Here is a 19,614-nt window from a genome sequence, read left to right on the forward strand (position 1 = left end):
GGGAAACATGCGCGTGGGTACCCTGCTTTCGCGGGTCATCAGCCTGTGGGCGCTGCTTGGCGGCGTGCTGCTCCTGGTGATCGTCCTGGCGACCGCCGTGAACGCCATCGGCTTCACCGCCAACACCGTGGCGCGCAGCTGGGGCGGCAACGTCCCCGGCCTGCCGGGTTACGAGGACGCGGTGACCATGCTGGTGGGCGTCGCCGCTCTGGCCATGTTTCCCTATTGCCAGCTCCACGGCGGTCACGCCGCCGTGGACATCTTCATGCAGAAGGCGCCGCCGCTGGCGAACCGCGTCGTGTCGGTCCTGTCGGGCCTTCTGGTCATCGCGGTCGCGGGCACCATGGCGGTGATGCTGGTCCAGGGCACGCTGGAAACCCGGTCGGACAACGTGGAGACCGCCGTGCTGGGATGGCCGGTCTGGATCTTCATGCCCTTCGCCGTCGTCTCCTGCGTGCTGTGGGCCATCGCCGCCTTTCTCGAAACCTTCGTGACCGGCGAGGCGCAGGATGGAGCGTGAGCTTATCGGCGCCTACGGGATCGTCGCGCTGTTCATCCTGATCATGCTGCGGATCCCGGTCGCGCTGGCGATGCTGATCACCGGCATCGCCGGGACGTGGGTCCTGAGCCTCGCGTCGCCCTTCATCAAGTTCGGCCCCTACCTGCTGCAGTTCAAGACGGCGCTGTGGAACAGCGTCGCCAATTACGACCTGTCGGTGGTGCCGCTTTTCGTGCTGATGGGGTTCCTCGCCGCCGAGACGGGGCTCAGCCGCGACCTGTTCCAGGGTCTCAGCGCGCTGACCCGCAAGATCCGGGGCGGCGTGGCCATGGCGACGATCCTGGCCTGCGCCGGGTTCGGGGCCGTGAGCGGATCGTCCATTGCCACCGCCTCGACCATGAGCCGGGTGGCCCTGCCCGAGCTGCGCAAGCTCAAATACAACGAAGGGCTGTCGACCGGCGTGCTGGCCGCGGGCGGAACGCTGGGCATCCTGATCCCGCCATCCGTCGCGCTGGTCATCTACGCCATCGTGGTCGAGGCCTCGATCATCGACATGTTCCAGGCGGCCATCGTGCCGGGCCTGCTGGCGGTCGTTTTCTTCCTTGTGGTCATCCGCCTTCGACTGGCCCGCAATCCCGACCTCGCGCCCACGCCCGCCGCCATGACCGATGCCGAGGTGCGCCACGCCATCCGCCGGCTTCTGCCCGTCGGGCTGATCTTCGGGTCCATCATCCTGGGGCTCGGGATGGGACTGTTCACGCCCACGCCCGCGGCGGCGGTCGGCGTGTTCCTGATCCTCGTCTACGGCATCCTGCTGCGCGCGCTGTCGAACGATGACGGCCTGACGCTGGGGCGCTTGAAGGCCGCGCTCCTGGCGACCGCCAAGACGGCCTCGATGATCTATTTCATCCTGTTCGCCGCCGACATCCTGAAGGGCTTCTTCGCGCGCACCAACCTGCCCACCGCGATGAGCGACTGGGCCGCGGCCTCGACGCTCGATCCCTACCTGATCCTGGTGGCGATGCTGGTGATCCTTATCGTGCTGGGCTGCTTCATGGAAAGCTTGTCGATGATCCTCGTGGTCGTGCCGTTCTTCTGGCCGGTGCTGATCCAGATCAACGGCGGCGATTACGTCACCGCCGACACCGCGGCCTTCGGGATGAGCAATGCCGACCTGCGCATCTGGTTCGGGATCCTCGCGCTGATCGTGGTCGAGCTGGGGCTGATCACGCCGCCCGTGGGCCTGAATGTCTTCGTCATCAAGTCGTTCTCGCCCGACACGGGCATCGCCACGATCTTCCGCGGCGTGGCGCCCTTCTTCGCGATCGAGCTGGTGCGCGTGGCGATCCTGATCCTCGTGCCGGCGCTGACCCTGTTCCTGACAACCGTTCTATGAGGACCTACCCATGACGCAAACGGTCAAGACCCAAGTCTGCATCATCGGCGCGGGGCCCAGCGGTCTGCTGCTGTCGCAACTGCTGGCCAATGCCGGGATCGACACCATCGTCATCGACCGCCGCGACCGCGCCTATATCGAGGGCCGGATCCGCGCGGGCGTGCTGGAACAGGGCACCGTCACCGCGCTGGAGGAAGCCGGCGTCGCCGACCGCCTGCACCGCGAGGGGCTGCCGCACGAAGGCTTCGACCTGGCCTTCGACGGCGACCGGCACCGCATAGACATCAAGGCGCTGACCGGCAAATCGGTAACCGTCTACGGCCAGACCGAGGTGACGAAGGACCTGTTCGACAAGCGCTTCGAGGAGGGTCAGGTCTTCTACTTCGACGTGCCCGACGCCAAGCCGGTCGACATCACCTCGGACAGGCCGAAGGTCGCCTTCACCCATGACGGCGCGCGGGTCGTCGTCGAATGCGACTATATCGCTGGCTGCGATGGCTTCCATGGCGTTTCGCGGCAATCGATCCCCGCCGACGTGCTGAAGACGTTCGAGCGAGTCTACCCCTTCGGCTGGCTGGGCATCATGGTCGAACGACCGCCCGTGAGCCACGAGCTGATCTATGCCAACCACGCGCGGGGTTTCGCGCTGGCGTCGATGCGGTCGGAAACGCGCAGCCGGTACTACGTGCAGTGCGACCTGTCCGACGACGTGGACGAATGGTCCGACGACCGGTTCTGGGAGGAACTGGCGCTGCGGCTGGGTCCCGATGCCGCGTCGAAACTGGAAACCGGGCCGTCGTTCGAGAAGTCCATCGCGCCGCTGCGATCCTTCGTGGCCGAGCCCATGCGCCACGGCAACCTGTTCCTGGCGGGCGATGCCGCGCATATCGTGCCGCCCACCGGCGCCAAGGGCCTGAACCTGGCCGTGGCCGACATCCGCATCCTGTCGCGCGCGCTGATCGCCCATTTCCGCGACGGGGACGACCACCATATCGACACTTATTCCGAAACGGTCCTGCGGCGGGTGTGGAAGGTCGAACGCTTCTCGTGGCAGCTGTCGACGCTGATGCACCAATTCCCCGAGAACTCGCCTTTCGAAAAGCGGATGCAGCGGGCGGAGTTCGATTTCCTGTCCTCATCCGAGGCCGCATCGCGGGCCATCGCCGAGAATTACGTCGGCCTGCCACTGGACTGAGCAAGGCAGACCACCGCCGCGCGCCCGCCCCCGTCAGCGGCGGGCGCGGAAGAAGTCGCGCAGCAGCGTCTCGGCGGCCGCGGCGCCGATCCCGTCGTAGATCTCGGGCACGTGGTGGGCCTGCGGGTGGGCGAAGACCCGCGCGCCATGCATCACGCCGCCGGACTTCGGATCGGCCGCACCGAAATACAGCCGGGCGATGCGCGCGGCGGCAATCACCCCGGCGCAGGCCGCGCAGGGCTCCAGCGTGACGTAAAGATCGCAGCCCGGCAGCCGCTCGGCCCCCAGTTCGGCGCAGGCGGCGCGGATGGCCTGCACCTCGGCATGGGCGGACGGGTCGTTCAGCGCCCGCGTCTCGTTCCCGCGCGCGGCCAGGACCCGGCCATTCGGTGCCACCACCACGGCGCCAACAGGCACCTCGCCCCGCTCCCCGGCGCGGCGGGCCTCGTCCAGCGCCTGGTCCATGTGGCTCAGAAAGGGGCTTTGCATCTTTCGTCCATCGCCGTATCGCTCGGCCATGGCAAGCCCCGAGAAAAACAGCCCCGCCGGCGACCGCATCGCCAAGGTGATCGCGCGCGCCGGACTCGCCTCGCGGCGCGGCGCGGAGGAAATGATCGCGGCCGGCCGCGTGACGGTGAACGGCAAGATCATCGACAGCCCCGCGCTGAACGTGACGCCGTCCGACCGTGTCGCGGTGGATGGCAACGCGCTGGAGCCGCCGGCCGCCCCGCGCCTGTGGCTCTACCACAAGCCCGCGGGCCTCGTGACCACGACCCGCGACGAGAAGGGCCGCGAGACCGTGTTCGACGCCCTGCCCGAGGACATGCCGCGCGTGCTGTCGGTGGGTCGGCTGGACATCGCGTCCGAGGGGCTGTTGCTGCTGACCAACGACGGCGAGATCAAGCGTCGGCTCGAGCTGCCGTCGACCGGCTGGCTGCGCAAGTACCGCGCCCGGGTGAAGGGAAATCCGGACGATGCCGCGTTCGAGCCGCTGCGCAAGGGACTGACGCTGGACGGCGAACACTTCCAGCCCATGACCGTGACGCTGGACCGCCAGCAGGGCGCCAATGCCTGGGTCACGGTGGGCATCCGCGAGGGCAAGAACCGCGAGGTGCGCCGCGCGATGGAATCCATCGGCCTGCCGGTGAACCGCCTGATCCGCGTGTCCTACGGCCCCTTCCGCCTGAACGACCTGAAGGCCGGCGCGGTCGAGGAGGTCAAGCCGCGCGTGCTGCGCGAGCAGCTGGGTCTCGGAACCGAGGGCTTCGCCGAAGCCAAGCCCAAGCCGCAGCGCAAGCGCCGTCCCCAGCGTCCCCGTTCGCGCGATTGACGCGGCCCGCCCCTTTGAACGGGCGGAAACCTGCATATTTGAATGACATAGGCTTGCCCGGCGTCCGTCGTCCGGCCAAGTTCCGCAGCAATCGAGGGCCGAGGGGGGCCGCACCGTCATGTCCAGACTGATCCTCGTCGCGGTGATCGTGGCCGCGCTGGCGGTCGTGGTCAGCGCGGCGGTGCAGGCGATCCGGGCCGGTGGCGCGGCGCTGTCCGAGGCGCGGCCCGGAGGAGGCATGATGCAGAAGACAGCGTTCCTGATCCTGGTGGCCCTGATCCTTTACGTGTCGATCTGGGGGTCGGGCTGATGGCCCAGCGCTTCGGCGGGCGGCACAGCCCCGGCGCCGGGGGCGCGGACTGGGCCGAACGCAAGCCCAGCCGTGCCGGTGCCCGGTCGAACGCCCTGTTCATCGCGCCCGTGCCGCTGGTGTTCCGCGCCTTCGGGTCGGACCCTACCGGATTGCTGCTGAACCTGCTCGCCTTCGGGATGCTCATGGCGGCCGCGTGGCTGACGCGGGAAGGTCTGCGTGCGCACGAGGCCTATGACGCGCGCACCGTCGCGCGCCGCCCTGCCCTGCCGCGCAAGATCCTGGGCGCCGCGCTAACCGGGCTGGGGCTGGGCACCGCCGGTATGGTCGGCGGCGAGCTGGCCGCGCCCGTGATCTTCGGCGTGCTGGGCTTCGGGCTGCACCTGCTGGCCTTCGGTCCCGATCCGCTGAGCGACAAGGGCGCGCCGGGCGCCGACGCGGCCACCAGCGCCCGGGTCGCCCGCGCCGTGGACGAGGCCGAGGCCCACCTGGAGGAGATCCGCACGGTCATCGACGCCACCCGCGACAAGCCGCTGAAGGCGCGGGTCGAAAGCTTCATCGCCACGGCGCGGCGGCTGTTCCGTGCCGTCGAGCAGGACCCGCGCGACCTGCGGGCCGCGCGCCGGTGGCTGGGCGTCTATTTGCTGGGCGCCCGCGACGCGACCGAGAAGTTCGCAACGCTTTATGCGCGCAATCGCGACCCGGCCGTGCGACAAGACTACATCGCGCTTCTGGACGACCTCGAGGATGGTTTCGCCCGCCGCACCGAGACCATGCTGCTGGACGATCGCCAGGATATGGATATCGAGATCGAAGTGCTGCGCGAACGGCTGGAGCGCGAATCACTGGCCGTCTCGCAGACCGACAGGGATTAGGGGACCCCGCCATGGCCGAAGACACACCGAAGACCAAGACCGCCATCACCGACGAAATCGACGCGGTCGCCGCCCACAGCCTGCCCGAACCGGCGCCCGACATGCCCGCGCTGGCCGAGGCCCCGCCCGAGACGCGCGACGCGGTCGAACAGCGCATCGCGCAGCTCGACATGGGCGATTCCGGATCGATCGTGGGCTTCGGGTCGGCTGCGCAGGCCGAGCTTCAGCAGATCAGCCAGGCGATGCTGTCCGACGTGCGCAACAAGGACGTGGGCCCGGCCGGCGACGGCCTGCGGTCGATGGTGGCGGCGCTGCGCGGCTTCTCGGTCAACGAGCTCGACATGCGGCGCGACCGGACCTTCTGGGAACGCCTGCTGGGCCGCGCCGCGCCCGCCGCGAAATTCGCCGCCCGCTACCAGGAGGTGCAGGGCCAGATCGACGACATCGCCAGCAACCTGGAACGGCACGAGCACCAGCTGCTGAAGGACATCAAGGCGCTGGACAAGCTCTACGAGAAGACGCTGGCCTTCTATGACGAACTGGGGCTGTTCATCCTGGCGGGCGAGGAGAAGCTGCGCCGCCTGGACGAGGACGAGATCCCGCAGTTGGAGGTCAAGGCCTCGGACGGCGCGGGCGACGACGTGATCGACAGCCAGCATCTGCGCGACATGCGCGCCGCCCGCGATGACCTGGAACGCCGGGTGCACGACCTGAAGCTGACGCGGCAGGTGACGATGCAGTCGCTGCCGTCGATCCGGCTGGTGCAGGAGAACGACAAATCGCTGGTCATGAAGATCAACTCGACCCTCGTGAACACCGTGCCGCTCTGGGAAAACCAGCTGGCGCAGGCGGTGACGATCCAGCGCTCCGAGGATGCCGCCGACGCGGTGCGCCAGGCGGGCGACCTGACCAACGAATTGCTGCGCGCCAATGCCGACAACCTGCGCGAGTCCAACGCCAAGGTCCGCGAAGAGATGGAGCGCGGTGTCTTCGACATCGAGGCGGTGAAGGCCGCCAACGCCCAGCTGATCGCTACCATCGAGGATTCGCTGCGCATCGCCGACGAGGGTCGCGCGCGTCGGGCCAAGGCCGAGGAAGAGCTTCAGGCGATGGAGTCCGAGCTGAAGACCACGCTGGCCGCCGCATCGTCGCGCGGCGACCGGACCACCCAGTGAACCACTGGCGCACCCCGCTGCGCGGCGTTGTCGCCGCAACGGCCCTGCTGCTGGCGGGGTGCGCAGAGCTGTTGCCGGTCGATCCCGTGCCGCGGCCGCCCGAACGCCCCACCCGTGCCGCGCCGGCGCCCGAGACCGTAGAAGCCGAGCGTCCGGCGGAAAGCGCGGCGCTGGTCAACTACTACACGCGGGTGCAGCAAAGTCTGCTGACCCAGGGATTGCTGCGCCAGGACGGAGGCGGGCCTGACACGCCGTTCGATGCCGACCGGCTTGCGCAGACCTTCCGCCGGGTGGCGCTGTTCCAGGAATACGACACCAGCGGCGGCGGCCTGGTGCAGCGCGAGACCGCCAGCCAGCTGCACCGCTGGGAGGGGCCCGTGCGGATCGAGCCGCGCTTCGGCGCGTCGGTCACGCCCGACCGCGTGACCCGTGACCGCAATGCGATGATCGGGCTGGCGTCGCGCCTGTCGCGCGCCGCGCGGCACCCGGTGGACGTGGTCGAAGAGGGCGGCAACTTCATCGTGTACGTGGTGCGCGAGGACGAGAGGAAGGAGCTCGGCCCCGAGCTGCGCCGCCTGCTGCCGGGCCTTGGCAGTGGCGCGCTGTCAACGGTGCTGGACCTGCCGCGCCAGAACTATTGCGTCGTCTTCGCCTCTGACCCGCGCGACAACGGCGCCTACACCCGCGCGGTGGCCATCGTCCGGGCCGAGCATCCCGACCTGTTGCGCCTGAGCTGCCTGCACGAGGAGATCACGCAAGGGCTGGGCCTGGCCAATGACTGGCCCGGCGCCCGCCCGTCGATCTTCAACGACGACGAGGAATTCGCGCTGCTGACCACCATGGACGAGGCGCTGCTGCGCATCCTCTACGACGCGCGCCTGCGCCCCGGCATGACCGAGGCCGAGGTCGCGCCCCTGCTGCCGGGACTGGCGCGCGAGGCCATCGGCGGCGGCGGCAGCTAGCATGCCGTTCTCCCCTGCCCGGCCCGTTGCGCGGGCGGAAACGGCTGCGCCGTGAGTATTTGAAGACCAGTGATGCAGGGGCGCCCCTTCCCATCACTGGTCTTCAAATACTCGAATCCGGCGCCGGCCGCCCGTGCCGCCTTGTGACATGCGAGCGCGCGCATGGCCTTGCGCCGGAGGGACCACCTGCGATCTAGTGGCGCCAATCCTCTCTTTGCCGGAGCCGACCATGCCCATATTCGACTTCCTCGCCGGTCAGTTCATCGACGTCATCCACTGGACCGACGACACCCGCGACACCATGGTCTGGCGGTTCGAGCGCGAGGGCCACGAGATCAAGTACGGCGCCAAGCTGACGGTGCGCGAGGGTCAGGCGGCGGTGTTCGTGCACGAGGGGCAGCTGGCCGACGTGTTCACGCCGGGGCTCTACCTGCTCGAAACCAACAACATGCCGATCATGACCTCGCTCCAGCACTGGGATCACGGCTTCCGCTCGCCCTTCAAGTCCGAGGTCTATTTCGTCTCGACCGCGCGGTTCACCGACTGGAAGTGGGGCACCAAGAACCCGGTGATCCTGCGCGACCCCGAGTTCGGTCCCGTGCGCGTGCGCGCCTTCGGCACCTACACCGTGAAGGTCGCCGATCCCGCCCTGTTCCTGCGCGAGATCGTGGGCACCGACGGGGCCTTCACCTCGGACGAGGTCAGCTTCCAGATCCGCAACATCATCGTGCAGGAGTTCAGCCGCGCCATCGCGCAGTCGGGCATCCCGGTCCTGGACATGGCCGCCAACACCGCCGACCTGGGCCGCATCGTCGCCGAGGAGATCAGCGCGACGGTCGCCGCCTACGGGCTGGTCATCCCCGAGCTCTACATCGAGAACATCTCGCTGCCGCAGGCGGTGGAAAAGGCGCTGGACGACCGGACGTCGCGCGGGCTGGCGGGGAACCTGGACGAGCACATGCGCTGGCGCGCGGCCGAGGCGTTGGGCGCCGAGGGCGGCGCGGCGGCCGCGGCCATGGGCACCGGTCTCGGCGCCGGGCTGGGCATGCAGATGGGCGGCGCCATGGCGCAGACCGGCCCCTGGGGCGCGCGCCCCGCGCCCGCCGCCGCGGCCGTGCCGCCGCCTCCGCCACCGGTCGAGCATGTCTGGCATATCGCCGAGAACGGATCGACCCACGGCCCCTACTCCAAGGCACGGCTGGGCCGCATGGCGACCGAGGGCGGCCTGACCCGCGACACGATGGTCTGGACGCAGGGCCAGGACGGATGGATGCGGGCCGAGGACGTGGCCGAGCTTGCCCGCCTGTTCACCGTGATGCCGCCGCCCCCGCCGCCCGGCGTCTGACATGCGCCGATCGCACGCGTTCCCGGTCGGCCCGCAACGGCAGGCCCGGCGATGATGGACGGTCCAGCCCCCGACCATCGGTTCCCCTGCGGCGCCTGCGGGTCGGACATGCGGTTCGACCCCGGCACCGGGAACCTGGTCTGCGACCATTGCGGCAACACCGAGACGCTGGACCGGGATGCGCCGTCGGCCATCGCCGAGCGGGATTTCCGCGACGCGATCGAGGCCCGTCTGCCGGACACCGCGATGGAGGAAACCCGCGTCTCGCGCTGCCCCAATTGCGGCGCCGAGGTCGCGTTCGACCCCGAGATCCACGCCACGGAATGCCCGTTCTGCGCCACGCCCGTGGTCACCGACACCGGCGCGCACCGGCATATCAAGCCGCAGGCCCTGCTGCCCTTCGCCGTCGACGAGGCGGCGGCGCGGCAGGGCATGAAGGACTGGCTCGGGTCGCTGTGGTTCGCGCCGAACGGGTTGAAGGACTACGCCCGCAAGGGCCGGCGGATGCAGGGGATCTATGTCCCCTACTGGACCTTCGACGCCGACACGGCGTCGCGCTATTCCGGGCAGCGGGGCACGGTCTACTACGAGACGCGGACCGTGATGCGCGACGGCAAACGCCAGACGGTGCGCGTGCAGAAGGTGCGCTGGCGGGCCGTCTCGGGGCGCGTGGCGCGGTTCTTCGACGATGTCCTGGTGCTGGCCTCGACATCGCTGCCCAAGGGGCACACCGACGCGCTGGAGCCGTGGGACCTGTCGGCCCTGGTGCCCTACAGCCCCGACTTCCTGGCCGGGTTCCGGGCCGAGGGCTACCAGGTGCCGCTCGAGGACGGGTTCGGCACCGCGCGCACCCGGATGGACGCGCAGATCGCCCATGATGTCCGGTTCGACATCGGCGGCGACCGGCAGCGGATCGACCGGATCGACACCGACATCAGCGACGTGACCTTCAAGCACGTCCTGCTGCCGGTGTGGCTGGCCGCCTATCGCTTTCGCGGGAAAAGCTACCGCTTCGTGGTCAACGGCCAGACGGGGCGCGTGCAGGGCGAACGGCCGTGGTCCGCGTGGAAGATCGCGCTCGCGGTGGGAGCCGGGCTGATCCTTGCGGCGGTTCTGGGCTATGTCTATGCGTTGAACGGCTAGAGGGGGAGGAAAGCCATGATCCTGTGCTGCGGCGAGGCGCTGATCGACATGCTGCCGCGCGAGACGCCGGCGGGCGAGCGGGCCTTCGCCCCCTACTCGGGCGGTGCGGTCTTCAACACGGCCATCGCGCTGGCGCGGCTCGGCGCGGAGACGCAGTTCTTCTCGGGCCTGTCGGACGACCTGTTCGGCCAGCAACTGGTCGAGACGCTGAAGCGGGACGGCGTCGACACTGCGCTGGCGGCCCGGTCGTCGCAGCCCACCACGCTGGCCTTCGTGACCCTGACCGACGGTCACGCGAGCTATGCCTTCTACGACGAGAACACGGCCGGCCGCATGCTGTCGCCGGGCGACCTGCCAGACGCCGTATCTGCAACAGCATTGTTCTTCGGGGGAATTTCGCTGGTGGTCGAGCCCTGCGCCGAGGCCTACGCCGCGCTTTGCGCGCGCGAGGCGGGCGAGCGCGTGGTGATGATCGACCCCAATATCCGCCCCGGCTTCATCTCGGACGAGGACACCTATCGCGCCCGGCTCGGCGCCATGTTGCCGCGCGCGGACGTGGTGAAGCTCAGCGACGAGGACCTGCACTGGCTGAAGGGCGACGGCGACATCGCCACGTTGGCGGGTGAGCTGGTGGCGGAAGGCACGAAGATCGTCTGCATCACCGAGGGCGCGAAGGGCGTTACCGCCTTCACCGCGCGCGGATCGGTTGGCGTCACCGCACAGCGGGTCGAGGTGGTCGATACGGTGGGCGCGGGGGACACGTTCAACGCGGGGTTCCTCGCCGCGCTGGACCGGGCCGGAGTGCTGACGAAGGACGCCATCGCCGCGCTGGACGACGAGACGCTGCGCGCGGCACTGGCGCTTGGCACGCGCGCGGCCGCCGTGACGGTCAGCCGCGCGGGCGCCAACCCTCCGACGGCGGCCGAGCTGGGACTGTAGTTCAAGGCGAACCGCCTAGGGGGCGCCCGGAAGATCACCGCGCATCGCGATCCCGTCGGGATCGAAGAACGCCCGGCGCTGCACGGTGGCGGGCACCACTTGCCCCGCCACCTCGATGGCGAAGCCGCCCTCGGCCAGGGCAGCCGGGTTCGAGAGTTCGGACGGCAGGTAGGCAAGCCCCAGCGCCGCGCCCACGTGATGGCCATAGCTGCCGGACGTTACGTGCCCGACCACCCGGCCATCCTTCAGCACCGGTTCGTTGTTGAACAGCATGGGCGCGGGGTCGTCCAGCCGCAGGGCGACCATCCGCCGCTTCACCCCCTCGTCCCGTTGCCGGGCGACCGCGTCACACCCGATGAAGCCTGTCTTGTCCTTCGGCACGGCAAAGCTCAGCCCGGCCTCGAGCGGGCTGTCCTCGGGCGTGATGTCGTGGCCGAAATGGCGAAACCCGCGCTCCATCCGGCAGCTGTCCATGGCGTGCAGTCCGCAAAGCGCCAGTCCGTGATCCGCGCCCGCCGCGGCCAGCGTTTCGAACACATGCGCGGCCATGTCGGCGCTGACGTAAAGCTCGTAGCCCAGCGCGCCTACGTAGGAGACCCGGTGCGCCCGGGCGAGGCCCATCCCGATCTCGACCTCGCGGGCGGTGCCGAAGGGCTGGGCCGCGTCGGACCAGTCGTCGGGCGAAACCGCGGCCATCAGCCCGCGCACCCCTGGTCCCATGACGCAGATCACGGCCTCGCCCGCCGTGACATCCACGATCACGGCGCGGGCGTCGCCCAAGTGGCGGCGCAGCCACGCCATGTCGGCGTGCAGGCGCGCGGCCGGTGTCACCACGAGGAAGGCCGTGTCGGACAGGCGCGTGACGGTCACGTCGGCCTCGATCCCGCCGCGGGGATTCAGCATCTGGGTGTAGACGATGCGGCCCACTGGAACGTCGATCCGGTTGGCACAGACCCGGTCGAGAAAGGCGGCGGCATCGGCGCCCTCGACCCTGATCTTGCCGAAGGAGGACATGTCGTAAAGACCGACCCCCTCGCGCAGCGCGGCATGTTCGGCCGCCCAGTTCGGAAACCAGGGCCTGCGACCCCATCCGATGTCGTATGCCGCGACCCCGCCCGGCGCGGCGAACCAGTTTGCGCGTTCCCATCCGGCAAGCTCGCCCATGACGGCGCCCCGCGCCAGCAGGTGGGCGTGCAGGGGCGAGCGCCGCACGCCCCGCGCGGTGACCTTCTGTCGAAAAGGCGTGTGATCGGCGTAGAGCAGACCCAGCGTCTCGCTCACGCGGTCGCGCAGGTAGCGGCGGTTGCGCTGGAACGGCTGGGCACGGGCCACGTCAACATCGCCCAGGTCGAAAGGCTGCACGCCGTCCTGCATCCACTGCGCCAGCGCCATGCCCGCGCCGCCCGCGGACTGTATCCCGATCGAGTTGAAGCCCGCCGCGACCCACAGGTTGTCGGCCTCGTTGCAGCGGCCCAGCAGGTAGGCGTTGTCGGGCGTGAAGCTTTCCGGCCCGTTGAAGAACGTCCGGATGCCCGCCTGCGCCAGCATCGGCATCCGCTCGACCGCGCGTTCCAGGATCGGCGCGAAATGGTCGAGATCCTCGGGCAATTCGTCGAAACAGAAGCTTTCGGGGATGCCCTCCATACCCCAGGGCTTGGCGCGCGGCTCGAACGCGCCCAGCATCAGCTTGCCCGCGTCCTCCTTGTAGTAAGCGCATTCGTCCGGCACGCGCAGGACCGGCAGGCGGCCCAGGCCGGCGACGGGCTCGGTCACGATGTAGAAATGCTCGGCCGCGTGCAGCGGCACGGTGGCGCCGGCCATGGCGCCGACCTCGCGCGCCCACATGCCGGCGCAGTTGACCACGTGCTCGGCAGTGATGCGGCCCGGGCCATCGGGGCCGTCGTAGCGCACGGCCCGGACGTGGCGGCCCACCCGGTCGATCGCCGTCACGCGGGTCTGCTCAACGATGCGCGCGCCGCCCGCCCGCGCGCCCGCGGCCAGCGCCAGCGCGATGTTGGACGGATCGCCCTGCCCGTCGCCGGGCAGCCACACGCCCATGCAAACGCCGTCGGTGTTCAGGTGCGGGTATCGCGCCGCGATCTCGTCCGGCGCCAGCTCGGAAATCTCGACCCCGAAAGCGCGCGCCATGCCGGCCTGCCGCCGCAGTTCCTCGACCCGCGTCTCGGTCAGGGCCACGGTGATCGAACCGGTCTGCCGCATCCCGGTGGCAAGGCCCGTCTCGGATTCGAGCCGCGCGTAGAGGTCGGCGGAATACTTCGCCAGCCGGGTCATGTTGGCGCTGGCGCGCAGCTGCGCGATCAACCCGGCCGCGTGCCACGTGGTGCCGCTGGTCAGCTGTTTGCGCTCCAGCAGCACGACATCGCGCCATCCCAGTTGCGCCAGGTGATAGGCGACCGAGCAGCCGATGACGCCGCCTCCGATGATGACGGCCCGGGCGGTGTCAGGAATGCTCACGGGCGCCCCAGGCACCGTCCGCGGCAGCGGCCAGCCATTGTGCCATTCGCCCCCTCTCTGCGGTATCCGGCCCCCATACGCGCCTCGCTTGCCTCGCCTACTCCCGCGACTAGATGCGCCGTGGGGCAGTCGCGCAAGGGTGAATGGCTATGGCCGAGAAATCTGATGGCGCGGCGATCGCTAGCCAGCCAACCCCCGCGTTGCGGGACGCGACGCGGGTCTGGGCGCGGATCGGGATCCTGTCCTTCGGCGGCCCGGCGGCGCAGATCGCCCTGATGCACCGGATGGTGGTGGACGAACGGCGCTGGCTGAGCGAACGGCAGTTCCTCGACGCGCTGTCCTTCTGCATGTTGCTCCCCGGCCCCGAGGCGATGCAGTTGGCGACCTTCGCGGGATGGCGGATGCACGGCGTGCGCGGCGGCCTTTTAGCGGGCGGCCTGTTCGTGCTGCCCGGCGCGATCCTGATCGCGGCGCTGGCGGCGTTATACGGTCGCTACGGCGATCTCGCGCTGGTGGCTGCGCTGTTCACCGGGATCAAGGCGGCGGTGCTGGTCATCGTGGTGCAGGCGCTGGTCCGGCTGTCGCGCCGGGCCCTGCGCGGTCCCGAGGCGGTCGCGCTCGCCGGGCTCGCCTTTCTCGCGCTCTTCGTGTTCGCGGTGCCCTACCCGGCCGTGGTGGCGCTGGCGGCGGTATGGGGCGCGCTGCGGCTGGCCGCGCCGGCAAACACCGCATCGGACTCGGGCGACGCGCCGCGCGGGGCCGAGGTCACGGCCACCCTGAGACGCGTGGCGCTGTGGCTGGCGGTCTGGCTGCTGCCCCTGGCCGCGATCGGCCTCGTCGCGCCGCCGATCTTTGCCGAGCTAGCGCGGTTCTTCGCGACCCTCGCGACCGTCAGCTTCGGCGGCGCCTACGCGGTGCTGGCCTACATGGCGCAGGAGGCCGTGACCGGGCGCGGCTGGCTGACGGCGGGCGAGATGCTGGACGCGCTGGGTCTCGCCGAGACGACGCCCGGACCGCTGATCCTGGTGACCGAGTTCGTGGGCTACCTGGCTTCGGCCCGCGCCGCGCTGGTGCCCGAGCATGCCCTTTGGTGGGGACTGGCGGGGGCAATCGTGACTCTGTGGGCGACCTTCGCCCCCTGTTTCCTGTGGATCTTCGCGGGCGCGCCATGGATCGACATCCTGTCGCGCCGCCGTCGCCTGGCCGCAGCGCTGGCCGGCGTGGCGGCGGCGGTCGTCGGGGTGATCGCCAATCTTTCGGTTTGGTTCGCCCTGCACGTTCTGTTCACCGAGCTGGCCACGCTGCGGGCCGGCCCCGCCAGGCTGCTTTTGCCGGCCCCCGCCACACTGGACCCGGTGGCGACCGGCATCGCCGTGGCGGTCGCGGTGGCGCTCTTCGCGCTGCGCTGGCCGGTCGCGGCGGGGATCGCCCTGGGCGCCGGTCTCGGCGCCGCCGCGCACGTCCTGATCTGACGCGCCGTTTCCCCTTGAGACGACTGGACATTCCCCGATAAATGCGCACCTTGCAAACATGACAGACACCTCCACCGCCGGGCATGGCGAGCACGCCCTTCCCGCTTCGGTCATCGAGATCCTCAGTCGCAGTGAAGTCCCCATCGTCTTTGCCGATGCGGGCATCGACGACGCGCCCCTGATCTTTGCCAACGACGCCTTCTGTCGGCTGTCTGGCTACGACCGCGACGAGGTCGTGGGCCGGAACTGCCGTTTCCTACAACCGGAACAGGGCGCCGGTCCCGTGCGCGAGCGCATCCGCGCCTTCATGGCCAATGACGCCAAGACCCAGGACCGGTTCCTGATCTCGAACGTGCGCAAATCGGGCGAGCGGTTTCTGAACCTGCTTTACATGTCCAAGCTGCGCCGCCCCGGCAAACCGACGCTGTTCCTCGGGTCGCAGTTCGACATCACGAAGTTCACCGCGCGCGGGGCCGACGCCTTCGACGACGCGCTGGCCAGCGACATCCAACAGATCAACGCGCTGACCAGCCAGAGCGGCTGGCCCATGCTCAGCTCCACCGCCACGCTCGCATCTAGCTTCGAGACCATCATCCAGGCGAAGCTGAATGATTGAAGATCGGCCCCGCTACGACCAGCACAACCTGCCGGTGGTGGGGATCGGCGCGTCCGCGGGCGGGCTCGAGGCCCTGCGCGAGATGTTCTCGGCCTTCCGCGAACCTGCGGACATGGCCTTCGTCGTCGTGCAGCACCTGGACCCCACGCACGAGTCGCTGATGGCGCAGCTGATCGAGCGCTATACCGACATGGCCGTGTCGCAGGCCGCCGGCGGCGAGGTGCTCGAGGCGAACCACATCTACGTGATTCCGCCGGGCAATGGTCTGGCGATCGAGCAGGGCGTGCTGAAACTGACCGAGTTCGTCGACCCCCGCGGCATGCGGCGGCCCATCGACGATTTCCTGGAAAGCCTTGCGCATGACAAGCGCGGCAACTCGGCCTGCGTGATCCTGTCGGGCACCGGGGCCGACGGCAGCCGCGGCATGCGCGCCATCATGGAACAGGGCGGCCTGTGTCTGGTGCAGGAACCGTCGACTGCGCGGTATGACGGGATGCCGACCTCGGCCATCCGGACCGGTCTTGTCGACGTGGTGTCCGAGCCCGACGGGATCATCGAGCATCTGTCCCGCTTCTTCGACCGCACCGAGATGCAGACCACGGCGCGCTCGGCCAAGATCGACAGCCCCGACTACATCGACGCGCTGTGCGACCGGCTGCGCGAGACCGTGGGGCACGATTTCTCAAGCTACAAGCGCCCCACGCTGGTGCGGCGCGTCGCCCGCCGGATGCAGGTTCTGGGGATCGACGACGGGATGGAGTACCTGCGCTTCACCCAGTCGAACCTGGAAGAGTGCAACCTGCTCTTCCGTGACCTGCTGATCAACGTGACGCGGTTCTTCCGCGACACCGAGCATTTCGAGAAGCTCAACGCCGAGGTGATCGAGCCGCTGGTGGCGAACGCGCGCAACGGCGAGGAAATCCGTCTGTGGGTTCCCGGCTGCTCCAGCGGGGAAGAGGCCTTCACCTACGCGATCTACTTCATCGAGGCGATCCGCAAGCACGACGTGCGCCCCTACGTCCAAATCTTCGCCACCGATATCGACGACAAGATGCTGGACCTGGGCCGCGCCTGTACGTTCCCGCTGTCGGCCCTGACCGATATCCCGGCCGAATTCCGCGATAAGTACACCATCGTCAACCAGGACAACTTTTCGCTGATCCCGCAGGTGCGCGACATGGTGCGCTTCAGCCTGCACAGCCTGATCAAGGATCCGCCCTTCTCGAAGATCGACCTGGTCTCGTGCCGCAACCTGCTGATCTATCTCAACGAAGAGATCCAGGCACAGGTGGTGCCGCTGTTCCACTTCGCGCTGCGCAAGGATGCCTATCTTTTCCTTGGCTCGTCCGAGGCCATCGGCCGGTTCGAGGACCTGTTCGAGACCATCGACCAGAGCGCGCGCATCTTCCGTCGCAAGTCGGTGCGCAGCCACTATTCGTTGCAACTGGCGCGGGGCTCGACCCGCGACGGGGAACGCCGGGCGGCGACACCCTATCGCGAGCGGTCCCGGCCGCGCGAGGACGCGACCGAAAGCGCCGCGCTCCGCCGCCTGGCCGAGGCCTATGCGCCGGTCAGCATGCTGATCGACGACCAGGGCAACCTGCTGCAGAAATGGGGCCGCGTCGGCCGCTACCTGGATTTCCCCGACCGGGTCGAACGCTATGTGCACGTCCCGTCGCTCGCCCGCCCGGGTCTGCGCGAGGTGCTGGGCGCCATGCTGCGCGAAAGCCGTACCGAGGCCCGCCGCGTGACCCTGCCCGAGGTCGAGATCGCGACCGAGTTCGGCAAGATCCCCTGTTCGGTTGCCGCCGAGCCGATCGAGATGACCTCGACCCTCCTCGTCATCCGCGAGACCGGCCCGCTCCAGCCCTTCGAGGGCGACGAGATGACCGAGGTCGATCCCCAGAACGGCCAACTGCGGTATCTCGAGGAAGAACTGCAATCGGCCCGGCACCGTCTGAGTTCGACCGTCGAAGAGCTCGAGACGACGAACGAAGAGCTGAAAAGCTCGAACGAAGAAATGATGTCGATGAACGAAGAGCTTCAATCGACGAACGAGGAACTGACAACCGTCAACGACGAACTGAAGAACAAGGTCGACGAGCTGACGGTCGCCAATGCCGACCTAAAGAACTTCTTCGGCTCGACAGAGCTGGTGGTGATGGTGGTTGACCGGGACTTGCGGCTGCGCAGCTATACGGATCCCGCCGAGGATCTTTTCAACCTGTCCAAGCACAGCGTCGGCAAATCGTTGTCGGACATCCCCAGCAAGCTGACGGACCAGGAATATCTGGACATGGCCAGCGCGGCCGCCGGGCGCAACGAGTCCGGCGAATACCGCAGCCAGACCGAGGATCGAACCTTCGTCGCCCGCGTCGTGCCCTATCGTCGGCTTGACGGGGAGACCGACGGCGCGACCCTGATCTTCACAGATGTCACCAACATCCTGATGCTCGAGCGGAACCTGAAGGAGCAGCAGGAGCGGTTGGGCCTTGCGCTTGACGTGGCCGGGATCGGCGTGTGGGAGTACGAGCCGAAAAGCGACGCGATCACGCTGGACGAGACCGAGCGCACGCTGCTGGACCTGTCGCAGGATACGAACGAGGACAGCATGGACGTAATCCTCGAGAAGCTGCCCGAAGAGGACCGCAACCGCGTGAACTCGGCCCTGCGCCGCGCCATGGACGGCGACCGAGATTTCGACGAGGTGTTCCGGATCGAGCTGCGCGACGGCGGCACCCGCTGGCTGCACGGCATGGGGCGGCGCGTGCCCGCCGGTAGCGAACGCAAGTTCATCGGCGTGACCTACGACGTTTCGCCCGAGCGCGAGCTTCTGGCCCAGCGCGAACTTCTGATCCGCGAGATGCATCACCGGGTGAAGAACCTCTTTGCCGTGGTGTCGTCGCTGATCAGCGTGTCGGCCCGCGACGTAAAGGACGTGGAGTCCTTCGCCGCGACCCTGCGCGGTCGCCTGCAGGCGCTGGACCGGTCCCATTCGCTTTCCACCGGGCTGGACGAGGTCAACGAATTCGCCTTGCGTGACGTGATCGACGCCGTCCTGTCGCCGGTCCTGGACGACCATTCCATCCAGATCGACGGCACCGATGTGCTCATCGGCCGAGAACGGCTGACGCCGCTCGCCCTGATCTTCCACGAGTGGATCACCAATTCGATGAAGTACGGCGCGCTCGCCGTCGATGGCGGCACGCTGCGGATCGACTGGACCGATGCGGACGGTAAAATCGATCTGAATTGGTTGGAAGACGGCGTGGCCGACGACGTGCCCGATGGCAGCGGGTTCGGGACCCGGCTGGTCTCGGCCACGGCGCACCAGCTCTCGGGCGAGGTCGAGGCCGAGCGGCTGGACTCGGGCTATCGGCGGCGGCTGGTCTTCTCGGCCATGGACGGCGACGACTGAGCCACGAGGCCAGCCGTCGTTACCCCGCCTGTTCCAGCGCCTTGCAAATTTTCTCGGGCGAGGACGGCTTCGGTACGAAGGTGCAATCGGCGAAGGCGAAGTCGGGATCGCTCGGCGCGGCGTTCGCGCTGCAGAAGATCAGGGCGCAGCCCAGGTGCCGCAGTTCCTCGGCCAGTTCCCATACGGTCTGTCCGCGGATATTGATGTCGAGCAGCGCGATGTCAGGGCAGTATTTCTTGGCCAGTTCCCGGGCCTCGTTGATCGAGATCGCGGGGCCGATCACCTTGCGTCCCGATGCTTCGACCGTGTCGGCGAGGTCGTAGGCGATAAGGGCCTCGTCATCGAGCACCAGTACATTCTTCGTCATTTACGCATCGTCCCACTCGCCGGGCGTGATCTCACCCGGTAACGCCCTTTCGCCGACCCGCTTTCCTGCGGGTATTTCGTGGGAACTAGGGGGGCGC

General features: G+C 68.7%; 17 protein-coding genes. 14 read left to right on the forward strand and 3 right to left on the reverse strand.

All coding sequences use genetic code 11. The features are described 5' to 3' along the window. Positions 1-7: 7 nt before the first annotated feature. Genes BMX96_RS05550 through pobA form a run of 3 tightly spaced genes read left to right on the forward strand, consistent with a single transcriptional unit; the run spans position 8 to position 3,090 of the window. Positions 8-520, forward strand: coding sequence for a TRAP transporter small permease (locus BMX96_RS05550; protein ID WP_091844607.1), 513 nt, complete (start codon positions 8-10; stop codon positions 518-520). Beyond that, positions 510-1,895 carry a TRAP transporter large permease gene (locus tag BMX96_RS05555; protein WP_091844608.1) on the forward strand — a complete coding sequence of 462 codons (1,386 nt, stop codon included), beginning with the start codon at positions 510-512 and terminating at the stop codon, positions 1,893-1,895. Before BMX96_RS05550 ends, BMX96_RS05555 begins: the two co-directional genes overlap by 11 nt. Before the next feature lie 10 nt (positions 1,896-1,905). Next, the gene (gene pobA / locus BMX96_RS05560) at positions 1,906-3,090 is read left to right on the forward strand and encodes a 4-hydroxybenzoate 3-monooxygenase (RefSeq protein WP_091844609.1); all 1,185 of its coding nucleotides are present in this window, start codon (positions 1,906-1,908) and stop codon (positions 3,088-3,090) included. A 33-nt stretch (positions 3,091-3,123) separates the two neighbouring features. Here pobA and BMX96_RS05565 read toward each other — a convergent pair whose 3' ends face one another. Then, the gene (locus BMX96_RS05565) at positions 3,124-3,579 is read right to left on the reverse strand and encodes a nucleoside deaminase (RefSeq protein ID WP_236736971.1); all 456 of its coding nucleotides are present in this window, start codon (positions 3,577-3,579) and stop codon (positions 3,124-3,126) included. A 28-nt stretch (positions 3,580-3,607) separates the two neighbouring features. Here BMX96_RS05565 and BMX96_RS05570 point away from each other — a divergent pair, with 28 nt between their 5' ends. The 8 genes from BMX96_RS05570 (at position 3,608) to BMX96_RS05605 (ending at position 11,169) form a co-directional block, all read left to right on the forward strand. Further along, complete coding sequence (locus BMX96_RS05570; RefSeq protein ID WP_091844611.1) at positions 3,608-4,420, forward strand: pseudouridine synthase; 813 nt, start codon at positions 3,608-3,610, stop codon at positions 4,418-4,420. 118 nt (positions 4,421-4,538) lie between these two features. Beyond that, positions 4,539-4,730 carry a hypothetical protein gene (locus tag BMX96_RS05575; RefSeq protein ID WP_091844612.1) on the forward strand — a complete coding sequence of 64 codons (192 nt, stop codon included), beginning with the start codon at positions 4,539-4,541 and terminating at the stop codon, positions 4,728-4,730. Next, the gene (locus BMX96_RS05580; RefSeq protein ID WP_091844613.1) at positions 4,730-5,605 is read left to right on the forward strand and encodes a 5-bromo-4-chloroindolyl phosphate hydrolysis family protein; all 876 of its coding nucleotides are present in this window, start codon (positions 4,730-4,732) and stop codon (positions 5,603-5,605) included. The genes BMX96_RS05575 and BMX96_RS05580 overlap by 1 nt, the downstream gene beginning before the upstream one ends. A gap of 11 nt (positions 5,606-5,616) precedes the next feature. Next, positions 5,617-6,780 (forward strand): toxic anion resistance protein, encoded by a 1,164-nt coding sequence (locus BMX96_RS05585; protein WP_091844614.1) that lies wholly within the window; start codon positions 5,617-5,619, stop codon positions 6,778-6,780. After that, on the forward strand, positions 6,777-7,742 hold the full coding sequence (locus BMX96_RS05590; protein WP_236736972.1) for a DUF2927 domain-containing protein: 966 nt from the start codon (positions 6,777-6,779) through the stop codon (positions 7,740-7,742). The genes BMX96_RS05585 and BMX96_RS05590 overlap by 4 nt, the downstream gene beginning before the upstream one ends. Before the next feature lie 229 nt (positions 7,743-7,971). Continuing rightward, the gene (locus BMX96_RS05595) at positions 7,972-9,087 is read left to right on the forward strand and encodes an SPFH domain-containing protein (protein WP_091844615.1); all 1,116 of its coding nucleotides are present in this window, start codon (positions 7,972-7,974) and stop codon (positions 9,085-9,087) included. A 54-nt stretch (positions 9,088-9,141) separates the two neighbouring features. Then, a complete protein-coding gene (locus BMX96_RS05600; RefSeq protein WP_236736973.1) occupies positions 9,142-10,230 on the forward strand; it encodes a TFIIB-type zinc finger domain-containing protein in 1,089 nt (362 codons plus the stop codon). Between the two features lie 15 nt (positions 10,231-10,245). Continuing rightward, entirely contained in the window at positions 10,246-11,169 is a 924-nt protein-coding gene (locus BMX96_RS05605) for a carbohydrate kinase family protein (RefSeq protein WP_091844617.1), read from the forward strand. A gap of 15 nt (positions 11,170-11,184) precedes the next feature. On the opposite strand, the gene BMX96_RS05610 is transcribed toward BMX96_RS05605, so the two are convergent. Then, positions 11,185-13,644: a GcvT family protein gene (locus BMX96_RS05610; RefSeq protein WP_091844618.1), complete on the reverse strand. Its 2,460-nt coding sequence runs from the start codon at positions 13,642-13,644 to the stop codon at positions 11,185-11,187. A gap of 149 nt (positions 13,645-13,793) precedes the next feature. On the opposite strand from BMX96_RS05610, the gene chrA reads away from it, so the two are divergent. Genes chrA through BMX96_RS05625 form a run of 3 tightly spaced genes read left to right on the forward strand, consistent with a single transcriptional unit; the run spans position 13,794 to position 19,150 of the window. Further along, entirely contained in the window at positions 13,794-15,116 is a 1,323-nt protein-coding gene (chrA, locus tag BMX96_RS05615) for a chromate efflux transporter (RefSeq protein ID WP_091844619.1), read from the forward strand. 58 nt (positions 15,117-15,174) lie between these two features. Then, entirely contained in the window at positions 15,175-15,732 is a 558-nt protein-coding gene (locus tag BMX96_RS05620; RefSeq protein WP_091844620.1) for a PAS domain-containing protein, read from the forward strand. Continuing rightward, positions 15,725-19,150 carry a chemotaxis protein CheB gene (locus BMX96_RS05625; protein ID WP_091844621.1) on the forward strand — a complete coding sequence of 1,142 codons (3,426 nt, stop codon included), beginning with the start codon at positions 15,725-15,727 and terminating at the stop codon, positions 19,148-19,150. Before BMX96_RS05620 ends, BMX96_RS05625 begins: the two co-directional genes overlap by 8 nt. Positions 19,151-19,169: 19 nt before the next feature. On the opposite strand, the gene BMX96_RS05630 is transcribed toward BMX96_RS05625, so the two are convergent. Beyond that, positions 19,170-19,517 carry a response regulator gene (locus tag BMX96_RS05630; protein ID WP_091844622.1) on the reverse strand — a complete coding sequence of 116 codons (348 nt, stop codon included), beginning with the start codon at positions 19,515-19,517 and terminating at the stop codon, positions 19,170-19,172. Positions 19,518-19,614: the final 97 nt, after the last annotated feature.

It is taken from the genome of Palleronia pelagia (assembly GCF_900110115.1).
Lineage (GTDB): Bacteria > Pseudomonadota > Alphaproteobacteria > Rhodobacterales > Rhodobacteraceae > Palleronia > Palleronia pelagia.